Raw genomic sequence first — 15,611 nt, forward strand, 5'->3', positions numbered from 1 at the left:
TTGTGGCCAGCCTTTTGACGCAGCCCAAGCAGCCAGAATCAAAAACACTGTTGTTGGCATACCTGGTAAAATTGCTCCAATAATGCCTAGCGTGATAAAAATCACGACTAAAGAGCGCCAGAACAATGTTCGCATATATAAACCTTAACCTGCTGTTAGCGTTAGTATAAAGTGTTTTTCTAATATTTTTTGTTGATCTGTTATGAAATTAGGATGAATTACTTCGAGTATTAAATGTATGAATATTGCCTCAGTTAAAACGTCCTATTTCGAGCCATGGCTTCAATTTCAACACCCTATAGTTCGACAGCTCGCTTTTTGTATTGCTAGCCCAAATTTACTTTGTCAAATACCAAAAAGTTTATGTATACAACATCTTTTTAAGCTACATACAAGTGAGTTTTGGGAAGTTCATTTTCAAAATTATTTACCGCGTTTGAAAGAGCTTGACCAAACTCCAGAGCCTTTAATTCAGTTTTTATCCCAGCTTAAAAGTACACGCTTAGGTTTACGCTTTGAGCATCTACTCTGGTTTTGGTTGCAAGAGGATCAGTATCACCCTTATCAACTCTTAGGACATAGTATTCAAAAAATTGAGGGAGCAAAAACTTTAGGAGAACTAGATTTTTTACTTTTAAATAAAGAAACTCAAGAAATTGAACATTGGGAGGTAGCCTTAAAATATTATCTCGGTGAAGCAGATTTACATTTAGAACAATGGATTGGCTTAAACCGTCAGGATACTTTAAGCAAAAAGCTTTATCATTTTACGAACAAACAATTTCAGTTTCCGGAAGCATTAAACTTCGAAATTCAACAACGTTTTTCGGTTTTAAAGGGTCAGCTTTATCTTCCTCTAGATTTAAATTTACAACAGCCGCTACCTGAATGGATAAATTTACAGCGTCGTTTAGGGTATTGGGGCACCACAATTCCTCATTCTTCTTTTTATCGATTAGAAAGACACGAATGGCTGTGTCCAAATAAACAACCTAGTTCCGCCCCAGCACATTGGTGGACAGATGGCTTATATTGTAAAAATGGTCAGGAGGTTCTGTTTTATATGTTTAGACACCCTTCATATTTAAAATTTCAGTCCAACTTCCAGAAATTTAAATAATTAACAATAAATTTAAGATTCTAGAAACATTTTATAACGTTTTTACTATTAAACAGTCATGTTTCTTTTTCCGTTTGTTTTTTAATCTAAATTTACTTCATTATTAAATTTAAACGGAGAAAATGATGAAAAAAGTTTTAGCTGCTTCTGTCATGATTGCTGTTGTTTTAACAGGCTGTAATACGTTTAAGGGTTTTGGTAAAGATGTTTCTAAAGCAGGTGATGCTGTAACGAATACTGCTGAAAAAACACAAGATAAAATGTAAGTTAGAGTTATCACTAAAAAACCTTATCGTTCCGATAAGGTTTTTTTATTTTTACATACCCATCACGTAGAGATTCGCCTATTATATCGGACTATATTTCACCTGATCAGCACGCAATTTCCGGTATGAACCATTCAGATACTCTCTCGCTTAGCCTAGAACTTTTACAACAACCTTCTGTTACTCCAGTTGATCATACTTGTCAGACCATCATGGCAGACCGCTTACGCCAAGTTGGTTTTCATATTGAACCAATGCGTTTTGGTGATGTAGATAATCTCTGGGCACGTCGTGGAACTGAAGAGCCTGTATTTTGTTTTGCAGGTCATACTGATGTCGTTCCGACAGGTAAATTAGAAGCTTGGAATTCAGATCCATTTGCACCTGAAATCCGCGATGGAAAATTATATGGTCGCGGTTCGGCAGATATGAAAACAGCTTTGGCAGCTATGGTTGTCGCATCTGAGCGTTTTGTAGCAAAACATCCAAACCATAAGGGTTCTATCGCATTTCTGATTACTTCAGATGAGGAAGGCCCTGCTGTTAATGGTACGGTCAAGGTTATTGAAACTCTTGAAGAACGTAACGAAAAAATTAAATGGTGTTTGGTAGGTGAACCCTCAAGTACTCATAAATTAGGTGATATTGTTAAAAATGGGCGTCGTGGTTCGCTTAATGCAGTATTAAAGGTCCAAGGTAAACAAGGCCATGTTGCTTATCCACATTTAGCACTTAACCCAATTCATGAAGCATCACCTGCTTTAACAGAGCTATGCCAAACTGTTTGGGATAATGGAAATGAATATTTCCCAGCAACATCATTTCAGATTTCAAATATTCATGCTGGAACTGGTGCAACCAACGTAATTCCGGGTACTTTAGAAGTTACTTTTAACTTCCGTTATTCAACAGAAGTGACAGCTGAACAGCTTAAACAACGTGTTCATGAGATTTTAGATAAACACGGTTTAAAATATGAAATCGTTTGGAATTTGTCTGGTTTACCTTTCCTGACTCCAATCGGTGAACTCGTTAATGCCGCTCAAACTGCTATTTTAAATGTAACTGGCACTGAAACTGAGCTTTCAACAAGTGGTGGTACTTCTGACGGTCGTTTTATTGCTCCGACAGGTGCACAGGTATTGGAATTAGGGGTTCTTAACGCAACAATTCATCAAATTAATGAACATGTTGACGTGCATGACCTCGATCCCCTGACTGATATTTATGAGCAAATTTTAGAAAATTTATTAGCTAAATAGAAATTAAAAAGGAACTCAAATGAGTTCCTTTTTTTATAGATGAAGCGAGTTTTGGATATATTGCAAATTAGGTACGTGGTAGCGTTGATTCTCCATACGCACATATTTAAATACACTTGGGTGCTGCAAAGTATCTTGTATATCTTCATTTTCATCTACGACTTCAGAAATACGTAAACGAACTGAAGCTGGCATCGATTTGCAGATGAGTGCAAAACGTTGGCTGATATCTTCACTTTCAATAACCAATGCCACCGCTCGCGAGTCAATTTCATTGTGCAATGAATAGACCGGAAGCTTTACGTCATGCCATTCAATATACTTAATGCCATTTTTGACATCCATCGCTGATAACACGATGTTTTGTGGCAATAGCATCGGCACTTGCTGATCACATTCAATAATATATGCATCAATAAAACCAGTTGAAACAGTAATTAAATGCTGAAGTTCTTGCTGATCCATTTCATTAATTAATGATGTACTTATCTGACTCTTCATTAGGCAAGTTCCTCTTCACGTGTCGTGAAAAAAGCATCAATATTGTGAAGTAAGTCTTCTTCTTGGAAAGGTTTACCCATGTATTGGCTAACCCCTAAAGCAAATGCTCGTTCACGGTGTTTTTCACCAGTTCTTGATGTAATCATAATGACTGGCATATGTTGATGTAGATCATGATGTCGTACGAGGTTAAGTACCTCAAAACCATCCATTCGCGGCATTTCAATATCAAGCAACATCAGATCTGGTTTAATATTTTCCAACTGCTCAATTGCATCAATACCATCTTTAGCTGTGACTACGTCATAGCCTTGGCGTTCGAGTAAACGAGTCGTTACCTTACGGACTGTAACAGAGTCATCTACAATCATAATGAGACGGCGTTCGTCAGACTCGCGTTGTCTATAGATAGTCTCATTGAGCAACTTATGTCGACGAGTAGACTGAATTTGGCGAGCAATATTTTGTCCATCTAAAATTAGACAAACTTGACCATCACCTAAAATAGTTGCGCCTGCAATCGCACCAATACTAGAGAACTGCTGCCCGATTGGCTTAACTACAATCTGCGCACGTGAACCAATAAGTTGATCAACCAATAATGCAATGGTTTGCCCATTATTGGCCTTAATCATTAATACTGGTAGCGAATACATCATCCCACTTAAACGTGGAATCGGCTGATTACCAACAAACTCAGATAAATAGCGTAATGGATAGCGTTTATTTTCAAATTCAAAGAACTCTTGTGCACTTCCAAAATACTGTTCTAATGAAGTTGGTGAAACTCGAACAATTCGATCGATTTGAGCCAACGGAATTGCAAATTGTTGATCAGCAACTTTAACCATCAAGGCATCACTAACAGCTACTGTGGTTGGAACACGTATGGTAAAGATTGTTCCTTGCCCATAAACAGAGTCAACACTCACATGTCCGCCCAAAGCTTTAATATCACTTTGTACAACATCAAGTCCTACACCACGACCTGAAATCTGAGTGACTTGATCGGCTGTACTTAACCCTGGATGGAAAATCAACTGCAAAATATCTTGATGTTCTAAGACTTGTTCAGAATTAATCAAACCAGACAAGAGAGCCTTTTGACGGACCTTCTCAATATCAATACCTCGACCATCATCTTTAAACGTAACAACAACATCCGTACCTTGACGGTGAATATTTAGTTCAATACGTCCAGTTTCTGGTTTTTGTGCTTGTTCACGTTGCACACGATCTTCTAGACCATGGTCAATTGCATTTCGAAGCATGTGCTCAAGCGGTGTAACCAAACGCTCTAGCATTGTCCGGTCTAGCTCACCTTCAGTATTATTAACAAAAAGCTCTGCTGGTCGATCTAACGCAGTAGAAGTCTGTCTCACAATTCGTTGTAAACGAGGTAGCAATCGAGAGAATGGTACTAAACGAGTTCGCATTAGACCTTCTTGGATTTCAGCCTGAATACGTGATTGCTGTACCAATAAACTTTCGGTATCTCTGATTTTTTCGGATAATGTATTTTTGAAATCGACTAAGTCCGATGCAGATTCGGCAAGTGATTTCGATAATTGATTCAATGAAGAATATTGATCCATCTCTAGAGGATCAAATTCTGTATAACGAGAATGCTCAATACCGTGTTTTGCAATAATCTGAGTTTCTAATTCGCCTTCCATTCGACGTAACTGATCTGCAAGTCGTTGAATGGCTAATTCCATTTCCACGAGCGTATGACCAAACTGACTTAGATCCATTTCAATTCGTGAACGGTTAATCGAATTTTCACCAGATAAATCAATCATTTTCTCGATTAAATCTGCTGAAACACGAATCATCTCATTGTTTTGTTCAAGATGCTGGGTTTGTTCCCATGCACCCATCATTGGCGGTGGTTCTGTACCATCACCTTGCACAAAACTCATTACAGGTTCCGTGCCAAATAGATCAGTTCTAGTCAATTTACTCGGAATTTGAATTGCCGTTTCAATAAACTGAATATTTTCTAGACTGTGCTGTAATCCATCGAAATGTTGATAATTTTGCTTAAAAATTGCCTCTTTTAACCAGACAATTGCACTCTCTAATAGGTTGTCATAAATATTTGAACTAAAATGATAAAGCGCAAATTTTTCAAAAGCATTCTCAAGTTGATAAGCAATTGCTTGCACAGTTTCTAGTCCCAACATACGGGAACCACCCTTCAAACTGTGAACTGCTCTTTGTAGCTGAAGCAAGATACTACGATTGGTACGCTGCTCAAACCACTGCTTTAACAGATGATCGGCCATCTCTAACAGCTCGGCCGCTTCCTCCATAAATGTCTGCTCGACAACAGAATCAATATCCTGATCTTGAATACTGTCTGTATAGCCTTCTGCATCAAAAATTTGTAATTCTGTGTGCTCAACAAGTCGAGTATTAGACTCAACAATCTGCTCAAAATTAGAAGTTAACTCATCGAGATTTAACGCAGTATCGTGTATAGCTTCTTGCTGTAATACTTCAACATTTAATTCTGATATAACATCTGTTTCAGACTCTGCTTGCATCTCTTCAACAACAGAGCCAAGTGACTCATATACCTTACCGGCACTCTTAAGCGCTTGAATAGTATGAGAAGCCGCATAATCTAGATGCTGCTCACGTACTATTTGTAAACGGTCAGCTAAATCATCTTGAACCAGACGGATAAAATCAATAAGAGCAGATGAAGCAACCAACTGTCTTTGAATTATGCGCTCATAGATACTTTCTAATTCATGTGCAATTAAACCAATATAATTTGCCTGAATCATATTTGCCCCACCTTTTAAGGTATGCAAATAACGCATCAGATTATTAAGAGCAGCAAAGTTCTCTTGATCATTAACCCAAATATTAAGATCTGTATCCATTCCTTCAAGCAACTCATCGGCTTCTTCAAGAAAAATATCTAACAGTTCTGGATCAAAATAACGATTTACGTGCTCAGTAGTCATGAACTGGCGATCTAAATACATACTCTGACTCATTGTTAAATGATCAGTTAATACACTTTCGATAGATGCCGGAGATTCATGTAATGTTTGTTCTACATCAACATTAAATAATGACTCAATAACATCCTGATTATCTAATGGTTCAGAATTAAGGCTCGGAATATGTTGGGTATATAGTTTTAGCTCTTCCAAAACATTTTGGTGTTGCTCAATAATACTAACTCGTTGACCCGCAGCTAATGCGTCAAATAACTGAATTAATTGTTGATGTGCTTTCTGATAAATTTCAAAAACATAATCTGATTGCAATAAATCAGGTCGATCAAGCAATACATCATAGCTATCTTTCAGTTGGTTCGTATATTCATATAAACCAACCATTGCCTGAGACTGAGTATGTTGCAGTAACAAGTCAGCCTGTTCACTTAATCGTTCAAGATAGTGAGGAAACTCAGAACGAATTCCCTTCTCAAAATCCAACTCTGCATCAAGTAATTCTGAAACATTGAGCTGTAACAGCTGAGATACCAGACCATGTGGAGGCATGAGTGGGCTTGAATGCTCCCCATGCTGCTCCATATACGCATCCCAAACCTGATTGAATTGTTTCAGGTCAGAATCTAATTGGTCATTAGAGCAGTGTGCAGCTAATAGATCTAAACAATTTCGAATAAACTGTCTGTAATCATGGAGTAGTAATATCTCTTCTGAATGAGAAGAAAGTTCTTCTTGTAATAAGATTTTGAATAAATGCTCAACCTTCGTACTAGCATCAAAAATTGCTTCTACCTGAGCCATTGCCGAGCTACCGCGCAATGTATGTAATGCACGGATGAGCGCATTATAACTTTCGTGCTGATGTATTTCTTGTTCTAAAAATTGATCAATGGTCGCTAAGTGCTCTTCCGCTTCTTCCATAAATAAAACTAAGGTTTCAGCAAGATTATGTTCACTTTCTATCGCGGTTTCTAGGATTAAATTATCTGACGCCTGCTCTAAATCATTCACCTCTAAACCAGTCTTAGTTTCCGCAGTGAGAGTATCAGACAATAATAAAAGTTCTTCTAAAGCAGGCTCTAAACTTTGCTGTTGTTGTAATTGTTGTCCCAATAAAATAAGAGGTCTAAAATCTACTGCATGTTCCTTTTTAGATTTAAAGTCATCTACTAATTTAAAGAAATAGAACTTAAATACCAACTGAACATATTGTTGGATGTTAGGAGTTAATGTGAGACTCTCATTGATGATCCGATTAAGCGTATCTTCTACAGTCCAAGCAAGCTCAGCAGAGGATTTCGCTGCAATCATTCGCCCTGAACCTTTCAAGGTATGAAAATGGCGACGGATCTCAGTCAGCGTAGCAACATTTTTAGATTGCATCCATTCATGAATCAAAGATTGCAATTCAACAAAAATTTCTTCAATTTCTTCAATGAAGATATCAAGAAATTCAGTATCTTGTTGAGAATAGCTATCTTCCGGTAGCATCATTGCTTCAGTTAAAGTTTTTAATATTTCTTTCATAGCAAAGGCTTCTTTTGCTTGTCTCCTAAATGGAGAAAAACGACAGAGTCAACGCCAGATAAATAGCTGTGTCCCCAATATTTACCTAGCGTTGTTAATACTTTTTAAAAGGATAGCTATTATAGAAACAGCTATCCTCGTCCCCAATTTAATCAGGTAATTTAAAGTCCGTTACCGATTCACGTAATGACTCTGCCATATTTGCTAATTCAGAAACCGAACGTGCTGTATCGAATGTTGCAGTTGTGGTTTGCGAAGTAATTTCTTGTACGACGGTCATCGTTGTCGCAATATGACTCGCAGATGCAGACTGAAGTTTTGCTGCATCAGAAATGCTGGCCATTAAGTTTGCCAAGTCACCAGATACTTTTTGAATCTCGTCCAAGGCAATACCCGCATCTTTTGCCAAGTTCGCTCCGCGTACAACCTCAGTTGTTGTCTGTTCCATTGAAATAACAGCTTCGTTAGTATCGGTCTGAATTGTTTTAACCAGAGTTTCGATCTGTTTAGTTGCCGATGCTGAACGTTCTGCAAGACGCTGTACTTCATCTGCAACCACGGCAAAACCACGTCCAGCCTCACCTGCCATAGATGCTTGAATTGCTGCATTTAATGCAAGAATATTTGTTTGGTCCGCAATGTCATTAATTAACGATACGATGTTACCAATTTCTTGTGAAGACTCACCCAAACGCTTAATACGTTTAGAGGTTTCCTGAATCTGTTCACGAATCGTGTCCATACCTTCAATTGAACGGTTTACCACTTGTGCACCATTAGAAGCAATTTGTACCGAACGTTCTGCTACTTCGGTAGATTCCGATGCATTTGAAGATACTTGGTCAATTGACTGCGCCATTTCATTCATTGCGGTTGATGCGCCAGCAATCTCTTGTGCCTGATGCTCTGATGCTTCTGCCAACTGGTTAGTAATATTCTGTGTATCATGCGTATAGCGAGCAACTTCCTGAGAAGTTTCATGAATTCGGGATACAAGATCACGTAATTGGTCAATCGCAAAGTTAATCGAGTCGGCAATCGCTCCCGTAAAGTCTTCAGATACCGTTGCATATGAACGCAAGTCACCATCTGCCAAGTCGGCGATTTCATCTAGTAAACGTAAAATCGCGTTTTGGTTACGGTCATATTCTTCTTGCAAGGTAGCTACACGTTGTTTATCTGCTTTACTACGAAGTGATAAAAGCTTTAAGACTGAACTAATTAAACCAAGAAGTGATAATGTAAGAAGTGCAACTAAAGCAAAGGCTTTCCAACCATATTGTGTTTGCTTAGAAAGATCACCCAATACAGATAACATTTCATCAGATTCCGATAAGATCTCGCCTGATGACTGACGTACGTTTACAATCTGATCTGTATGTTTAAGAACTGACGCCGCTGCAGATTTTAAAACTTTATCATATTCAGATTTAATACCTTCCAAAGACTCACGTACTTCCGGAGATTCAACTCTAGCAACACCTAATTCAGCATTTCCGTTTAGCTGTGCATTTAAATACACACCAAACGTCTCAATATCCACACCAAAGTCATGTGCTGAGGTCTGAGAATTTTCTGTACCAACCAAAACAGTGTTAATAGAGCGTAAAATACGTTCCGCAATAAATACTTGGTTCTTAGCAATAATCACCTGACTACTTGGTGCTTTTTCGCGAACCATCTTATCAACCATCAAGTTATATTCAGCCTGAATCTCTGGAATAGAATCACTAATCGAGATATTCATGTTATATAACTGATTAATTACGTCTTGATGTGACGAGATTAAGTCAATGTCATAAGACAAAGCTTTCCACAGAACCGCAACCTTTTTGTATTCTTTTGAAGATGTACCATGAATATTTTCAACATCTTTGATATTTTCTGCAAAAAGTTTATTTGATTCAGCTAACTCTTTCATAGCTTTAGGTGAACCAGAAGCCGTTGCTTCAGTAGCCTGTCTAGAAATCGTTTGTGATAATAAACGCAACTCACCCAAACTACGTGTTAATTCGTTATGTCGAGGTACGCTATAAAATAAATAAACGAGCGAAGTTAAAGCAAATACCAAACATAACAACGCTACATAAAGGATAGGCTTGGACTTTTCACTTTCCCCAAATAAACTGGCGTATTGCTCAATTCCTGACTGGATTTTTGCAATAAAATTGAGACCCGATTTTTCGGACGCAACACGATTGCCGCCTTTCTTTTTAAGCTTAAAGCCCATAGCTTCTCCCCAGAAAATACTCTGTTTTTCACAGCGTAAAAAATTAGTTTATAAATTTTGTCGATGCATTCATGTAATGTGGGTTTTGCAATAAACGACTAAATAAAAAGACATGCCAATGCTGGTTATGTTGGTGAAAATAACCTTGGCAATAATCTTTTAGGTTTTCCTCTAAGTCTAAGCTTTGAGAAAAAAAACTTTTTTTATTAAAGTGCTGAATCCCCAAGACCTGATCCACAACCAACCCCACATACTGGTCGTGATGGCTAATACATAACACTTTTTGGGCAGACGAAAATGTACTTCGTTGCCCTGAAATAAAATGAGCCAAATCAGAAACTGAAAGTAACCTTCCCCGAATGTTCGCTAAACCTTTTACCCAACTTTGAGCGTTTGGAACTGGCGTATATTTCGGTGGATAGATAACTTCTGACACTTCCCCAAGTGGTGCGACGAAGTATTGCCCTCTCATTTCAAAAGCAATCCCTGACCATCGCTGTGCTTCATTTTGAACTGAAGCGTAATTCTTATTACCCCGTTTAGACAAACGAAGTAACTCGATAAATCCATTCGCTGCCATACTCGATCCTATAAAACGGGCAGATAATCCCGTTATTTATGTTTTTATGGATGGATGAGTTAATTTAGAAATTGTTTAATTACATCAATCAATTGCTTTTCTTCAATAGGTTTAATCAGATAATCGATCGCACCTTGACGCTTGCCCCATACTCGGTCAGTTGCCTGATCTTTAGTACTCACAATAACAACAGGAATATGCTTAGTGTCTTCATCGCGGGTAATCTGACGTGTTGCCTGAAAACCATTTACACCAGGCATAACAACATCCATTAACACTAAGTCAGGCTGTTCTGCTTTTGCTAAAGTTACACCATCTGCACCATTAGATGCTTCAAGTACATCATAGCCGTGCTTGGTTAGAATTTCTCTAAAACGATAAGTTTCTGTTGGTGAATCATCAACAATAAGAATACGTGCCATTTCTTTGCCCTTAAATTACTTAATTATGAACTTACATGATTACGAATCGCGTTTAACAATTCGTCTTTGCTAAAAGGTTTCGTCAAGTATTCATCTGAACCTACCACACGCCCTTTTGCCTGATCAAATAAACCATCTTTACTAGAGAGCATGATAACGGGAATGTTCTGATAATTTTGAGAGTTTTTAATCAAAGCGCAAGTTTGATAACCGTCTAAACGAGGCATCATGATATCGACAAAAACAATATCTGGATTTGCCTCTGCAATTTTGGACAAAGCTTCAAATCCATCCACCGCAGTAATCACTTCACAGCCTTCTCGCTGTAATAAAGTTTCGGCTGTTCGGCGAATGGTTTTTGAGTCATCAATTACCATTACTTTCAGATTTTGGAATGCATCTTCCATTTAATCTTCCATCCCCATAAATATAAAATATAAATGCAATTTAACTTAAATTTGTTTTTACGCATTTATACGCATTTTTAACATATCTCACAGTCTATTTTCAATGAGGCATTTTTGTCTACTTTCTCATTTATAAACAATAACTTTTAACCTCATCACACTTTAATTAAAATTATCATTTTTTTTATAATGACTATATTTTTATTCAGCTAAATAATAACTAATATATTAAAGATTAATTATTTAAAAATAAGCAATTTAGCTTTCTTTTTTTGGGGATATTCAATGAATAATCGGATGAAATATGCCTTTTATAGGAACTGCTTGTCTGTATCTATAGGCATTATTTCCTTCGGTTCGCTCTGTTTTTCAACAACCTTGGCTCTAGCGGATACTCCGAAAGTGGTCTGGTATCGTTATTATGATCAACACGGTACGGCTAACATTAGTACATCAGTCACTCCTGCTCACATTCGTTACGGGTATGAAGTTCTAGATCAAAATATGCAAGTGATTAAAAGAAATCACTCTTATAGTGCCGAGGCTGATTTAAATCAATCAGGACAACGAGCATTATCGGCACGGCATAGAGAACTAGATATCAAATTAAAAAATGCGTATAGCAATAGTAAGACAGCCATGCTTAAAAGAGATCAAGCATTACTTGCTATAAAGAAGCAAATTAACTATCAAGAGGAACAACTCGACCAGTTACAACAAGACAAAATTTTATTTAAGCGTCAAGAAATGGAATATTTCAGAAAGCGAGAAATCATTCCTGAGCGACATAAGACTTTGATTGAAAACAATCTAAATAATATTTACAGAGTCAAACAAACACTTGAAACACTTTCCAAGACTTATAAACGTACCAATAGTGAGTATGAAAACATTATCGAACGTTTAAAAAAGCTTGAATAACTGTAAAGGTTTATCAAGAATAGGGGCAAAATAAAATTTGAATTATAGGATGATGCTGTATGCACAAGATGCATCTCACCCCTTCCACTATTTTTAAACTGAGTATTATTAGTTTATGTTTGATTTTAGCTGCATGTAATCAGCAAGAAACGACTAAAACAACGGCATCAGCTCCAGCAAAAATTGAACTCATTCCTCAAGACCTGATTGCAGTTAAAGAAGGAGTACTTGACTCTCAAACTGCATTTACGGGAACCATTCGTGCGGTTCAGCAAAGTTCAATTCAGGCTCAAGTGAGCGCCACGGCGACGACTGTAACTACAAATGTTGGTCAACAGGTACAAAAAGGCCAAGTTTTAGTGAGATTGAATAATCAAGACAATGTTGCACGATTAGCACAAGCGCGCGCCAACCTCGCATCAGCTCAGTCACAAGCTGAACTTGCACGCAATTTAATGAACCGAAAGCAACGACTTTTTAATCAAGGGTTTATTGCTCGTGTCGAGTTTGAACAGAGTCAGGTTGACTATAAAGGACAACTTGAAAGTGTAAAGGCCCAACAAGCGAATGTTGATATTGCTCGTAAGGCTGATCAAGACGGCATTATTACCAGCCCAATTTCAGGCGTCATTACTAAACGACAAGTCGAACCTGGTCAAACTGTATCAGTTGGTCAAACATTATTTGAAATCGTAAATCCAGACCAACTTGAAATACAAGCCAAGTTACCAATTGAGCAGCAGTCTGCTCTTAAAGTGGGTAGTAGTATTCAATATCAGATTCAGGGAAATTCTAAACAGTTAAATGCGACGCTTACACGTATTTCACCTGTTGCAGATCAAGACAGCCGACAAATCGAATTTTTTGCCGTTCCTAAAGAAAAAATTGATTCGTTAAGCATTGGGGCTTTCATTAATGGAAATATTCTCAGCAATGACACTCAGCAAGGCCAAACGATTCATTTAGATAGCATTCAAAATATGCAGCATGATCCTTTTGTATGGGTGGTACGTAATCACACCATTCAAAAAGTTAAAATTCGTGTGATTGAACAGCGCTATAACGACAATATTGCTTTAGTTGATGGCCTACAACGCGCAGATCTAGTGAGCCGTATTCAATTTGAAGATTCCGACATTAATAAAAAAGTGACGGTTACAACCGAAAAAAATAAATAAGGTAGCAAATAGCATATGTGGTTTACTCGAATCAGTGTGAAATATCCCGTTTTTACTATTATGATGATGATCAGCTTAATGGTACTCGGGTTAGCTTCTTGGAAACGTATGACGGTGGAAGAGTTTCCGAACGTCGATTTCCCATTCGTAGTAGTGACTACGCAATATGCTGGTGCTTCACCTGAAGCTGTCGAATCAGATATTACAAAAAAACTCGAAGATCAGATCAATACAATTTCAGGGATTAAACAAATCACTTCACGCTCAAGTGAAGGCTTTTCGATGATTGTGGCTGAGTTTAATCTCGACACTTCATCGGCCCTTGCAGCACAAGATGTTCGTGACAAAATTGCTCCGGTCACAGCCCAATTTCGTGATGAAATTGATACACCGATTGTACAACGCTACGACCCTTCTTCTAGCCCGATCATGTCAGTTGTATTTGAATCAAACAACATGAGTTTGGCTCAACTAAGTTCATATGTAGATAAACGTATCGTGCCGCAGCTTAAAACCGTGTCTGGCATCGGTAATGTGAATTTATTGGGGGATGCCAAACGGCAAATACGAATAAAAATTCTTCCTGAGCAATTGCAAAGTTACGGGATTGGTATTGATCAGGTCATCAATACGCTAAAAAATGAAAATATTGAAGTTCCTGCGGGAACCTTACAACAAAAGAATTCTGAACTAGTTGTACAGATTCAATCAAAGGTCATTCATCCACTTGCTTTTGGTGATTTGGTGATTGCCAATAAAAATGGTTCACCAATTTTTCTAAAGCAAGTTGCAACGATTGAAGATACTCAAGCCGAACTACAATCAAGCGCATTTTATAATGGAAGAACAGCGGTCTCTGTCGATATTTTAAAGAGTTCTGATGCCAATGTAATTCAGGTTGTTGATAAAACCTACCAAACTTTAGAGAAATTAAAAACACAAATGCCTGCGGGTTTAAACTACAAAGTTGTGGCCGATAGCTCCAAAGGAATTCGCGCTTCAATTAAAGATGTGACACGTACCATTATTGAAGGTGCTGCCTTAGCAGTTTTAATTGTTCTATTATTTTTAGGCTCTTTCCGCTCTACCGTCATTACAGGCTTAACCTTACCAATTACTTTGCTAGGAACCTTAACGTTCATTTGGGCTTTTGGTTTCAGCATTAATATGATGACGTTATTAGCCCTATCACTCAGTATTGGTCTCTTAATTGATGATGCGATTGTGGTTCGGGAAAACATCGTAAGACATACTGAACTTGGCAAAGATCATGTGACTGCTGCCCTAGAAGGCACGAAAGAAATTGGTTTAGCTGTACTCGCAACCACGCTTACCATTGTAGCCGTATTTTTACCTGTTGCCTTCATGGGCGGGTTGATTGGACGTTTCTTTTATCAGTTTGGCGTAACGGTGAGTACAGCCGTTTTAATTTCAATGTTTATTAGTTTTACGCTCGATCCGATGCTTTCTGCTCACTGGAAAGATCCGGTTAAGAAAAAAGATAATTGGCTACAACGCTTTTTTAACCATATTTCTAATGTGTTAGATCGACTGACTCATGTTTATGAAAAGCTCTTAAAGCTGGCTTTACGTTTCCGTTTCATCACAGTCATTATTGCAATTGTTTCACTATTTGCTGCACTAGGACTGTCTAAACTAATTGGGACCGAATTTGTACCTACCCCAGATAAAGGTGAAGTTCGTATTCAGTTTGAAACTCCTGTAGATGCATCCTTGGAATATACCCAAGCGAAATTACATCAAGTTGATAAAATTATTAGGCAGTTCCCCGATGTGATTTCTACTTATGGCGTGGTCAACAGTGAAGTAGACTCTGGTAAGAACCATGCAGGGTTAGGCGTGACCTTAAAGCCAAAACAAGAACGTAGCTCAGATTTAAATACACTCAACAATGAGTTCCGTGATCGTTTGCAAAGTGTAGCGGGTATTCGAGTGACTTCTGTTGCAGCAGCGCAAGATTCTGTCTCTGGCGGGCAAAAGCCAATCATGATCTCTATTAAAGGATCTGACCTAAATGAGCTACAGAAAATTTCAGATCGTTTTATTGCTGAAATGGAAAAAATTAAAGGTGTAGTTGATTTAGAAAGTTCATTGAAAGAACCTAAACCGACTCTGGGTGTCCACATTAATCGTGTACTGGCAAGTGACTTAGGTTTATCCGTTTCTCAGATTGCCAACGCTATTCGCCCATTAATTGCGGG

At 37.9% G+C, this 15,611-nt stretch carries 13 protein-coding genes; 6 read left to right on the forward strand and 7 right to left on the reverse strand.

The annotated features are described in order from the left end of the window. On the reverse strand, positions 1-135 hold a 135-nt coding region (locus UC75_RS19030; protein WP_128825312.1), incomplete at its 3' end, for a DUF454 family protein. A gap of 103 nt (positions 136-238) precedes the next feature. Between UC75_RS19030 and UC75_RS15255 the strand changes: the two genes are divergently transcribed. From UC75_RS15255 to dapE, 3 genes are all read left to right on the forward strand, one after another. Continuing rightward, positions 239-1,120, forward strand: a complete 882-nt coding sequence (locus tag UC75_RS15255) for a DUF1853 family protein (protein ID WP_049838074.1) — start codon at positions 239-241, stop codon at positions 1,118-1,120. Positions 1,121-1,242: 122 nt separating this feature from the next. After that, positions 1,243-1,386 (forward strand): entericidin A/B family lipoprotein, encoded by a 144-nt coding sequence (locus UC75_RS15260; protein ID WP_003655297.1) that lies wholly within the window; start codon positions 1,243-1,245, stop codon positions 1,384-1,386. Between the two features lie 125 nt (positions 1,387-1,511). After that, entirely contained in the window at positions 1,512-2,648 is a 1,137-nt protein-coding gene (gene dapE, locus UC75_RS15265) for a succinyl-diaminopimelate desuccinylase (RefSeq protein WP_005309814.1), read from the forward strand. A gap of 33 nt (positions 2,649-2,681) precedes the next feature. Here the strand turns inward: dapE and UC75_RS15270 are convergent, their stop codons facing one another. The 6 genes from UC75_RS15270 to pilG all read right to left on the reverse strand — a co-directional run bounded on the left by UC75_RS15270 (position 2,682) and on the right by pilG (position 11,290). Beyond that, on the reverse strand, positions 2,682-3,149 hold the full coding sequence (locus tag UC75_RS15270) for a hypothetical protein (protein WP_049838075.1): 468 nt from the start codon (positions 3,147-3,149) through the stop codon (positions 2,682-2,684). After that, a complete protein-coding gene (locus UC75_RS15275) occupies positions 3,149-7,651 on the reverse strand; it encodes a hybrid sensor histidine kinase/response regulator (RefSeq protein ID WP_049838076.1) in 4,503 nt (1,500 codons plus the stop codon). The genes UC75_RS15270 and UC75_RS15275 overlap by 1 nt, the downstream gene beginning before the upstream one ends. A 148-nt stretch (positions 7,652-7,799) precedes the next feature. Further along, positions 7,800-9,881, reverse strand: a complete 2,082-nt coding sequence (locus UC75_RS15280; RefSeq protein ID WP_049838077.1) for a methyl-accepting chemotaxis protein — start codon at positions 9,879-9,881, stop codon at positions 7,800-7,802. 43 nt (positions 9,882-9,924) lie between these two features. Next, positions 9,925-10,461, reverse strand: coding sequence for a chemotaxis protein CheW (locus UC75_RS15285; protein ID WP_005309806.1), 537 nt, complete (start codon positions 10,459-10,461; stop codon positions 9,925-9,927). 59 nt (positions 10,462-10,520) lie between these two features. Continuing rightward, positions 10,521-10,883 carry a response regulator gene (locus UC75_RS15290; RefSeq protein ID WP_004789266.1) on the reverse strand — a complete coding sequence of 121 codons (363 nt, stop codon included), beginning with the start codon at positions 10,881-10,883 and terminating at the stop codon, positions 10,521-10,523. Positions 10,884-10,906: 23 nt separating this feature from the next. Continuing rightward, positions 10,907-11,290: a twitching motility response regulator PilG gene (pilG, locus tag UC75_RS15295; RefSeq protein ID WP_000389061.1), complete on the reverse strand. Its 384-nt coding sequence runs from the start codon at positions 11,288-11,290 to the stop codon at positions 10,907-10,909. Positions 11,291-11,575: 285 nt separating this feature from the next. Between pilG and UC75_RS15300 the strand changes: the two genes are divergently transcribed. From UC75_RS15300 to UC75_RS15310, 3 genes are all read left to right on the forward strand, one after another. Beyond that, positions 11,576-12,211: a hypothetical protein gene (locus UC75_RS15300; protein ID WP_049838078.1), complete on the forward strand. Its 636-nt coding sequence runs from the start codon at positions 11,576-11,578 to the stop codon at positions 12,209-12,211. Between the two features lie 68 nt (positions 12,212-12,279). After that, positions 12,280-13,389, forward strand: a complete 1,110-nt coding sequence (locus UC75_RS15305; RefSeq protein WP_128825315.1) for an efflux RND transporter periplasmic adaptor subunit — start codon at positions 12,280-12,282, stop codon at positions 13,387-13,389. Positions 13,390-13,404: 15 nt separating this feature from the next. After that, positions 13,405-15,611: efflux RND transporter permease subunit (locus UC75_RS15310; RefSeq protein WP_228137417.1), on the forward strand; the 2,207-nt coding region annotated here is incomplete at its 3' end.

The sequence above is a fragment of the Acinetobacter sp. V2 genome, assembly GCF_001188385.1.
In the GTDB taxonomy this organism is placed as follows: Bacteria; Pseudomonadota; Gammaproteobacteria; order Pseudomonadales; family Moraxellaceae; genus Acinetobacter; species Acinetobacter oleivorans.

Coding starts and splice junctions, on each gene's coding strand:
- UC75_RS15280 (WP_049838077.1), bottom strand. CDS start 9,881: ATGGGCTTTAAGCTTAAAAAGAAAGGCGGCAATCGTGTTGCGTCCGAA.
- UC75_RS15305 (WP_128825315.1), top strand. CDS start 12,280: ATGCATCTCACCCCTTCCACTATTTTTAAACTGAGTATTATTAGTTTA.
- UC75_RS15255 (WP_049838074.1), top strand. CDS start 239: ATGAATATTGCCTCAGTTAAAACGTCCTATTTCGAGCCATGGCTTCAA.
- UC75_RS15260 (WP_003655297.1), top strand. CDS start 1,243: ATGATGAAAAAAGTTTTAGCTGCTTCTGTCATGATTGCTGTTGTTTTA.
- dapE (WP_005309814.1), top strand. CDS start 1,512: ATGAACCATTCAGATACTCTCTCGCTTAGCCTAGAACTTTTACAACAA.
- UC75_RS15300 (WP_049838078.1), top strand. CDS start 11,576: ATGAATAATCGGATGAAATATGCCTTTTATAGGAACTGCTTGTCTGTA.
- UC75_RS15270 (WP_049838075.1), bottom strand. CDS start 3,149: ATGAAGAGTCAGATAAGTACATCATTAATTAATGAAATGGATCAGCAA.
- UC75_RS15290 (WP_004789266.1), bottom strand. CDS start 10,883: ATGGCACGTATTCTTATTGTTGATGATTCACCAACAGAAACTTATCGT.
- UC75_RS15275 (WP_049838076.1), bottom strand. CDS start 7,651: ATGAAAGAAATATTAAAAACTTTAACTGAAGCAATGATGCTACCGGAA.
- pilG (WP_000389061.1), bottom strand. CDS start 11,290: ATGGAAGATGCATTCCAAAATCTGAAAGTAATGGTAATTGATGACTCA.
- UC75_RS15285 (WP_005309806.1), bottom strand. CDS start 10,461: ATGGCAGCGAATGGATTTATCGAGTTACTTCGTTTGTCTAAACGGGGT.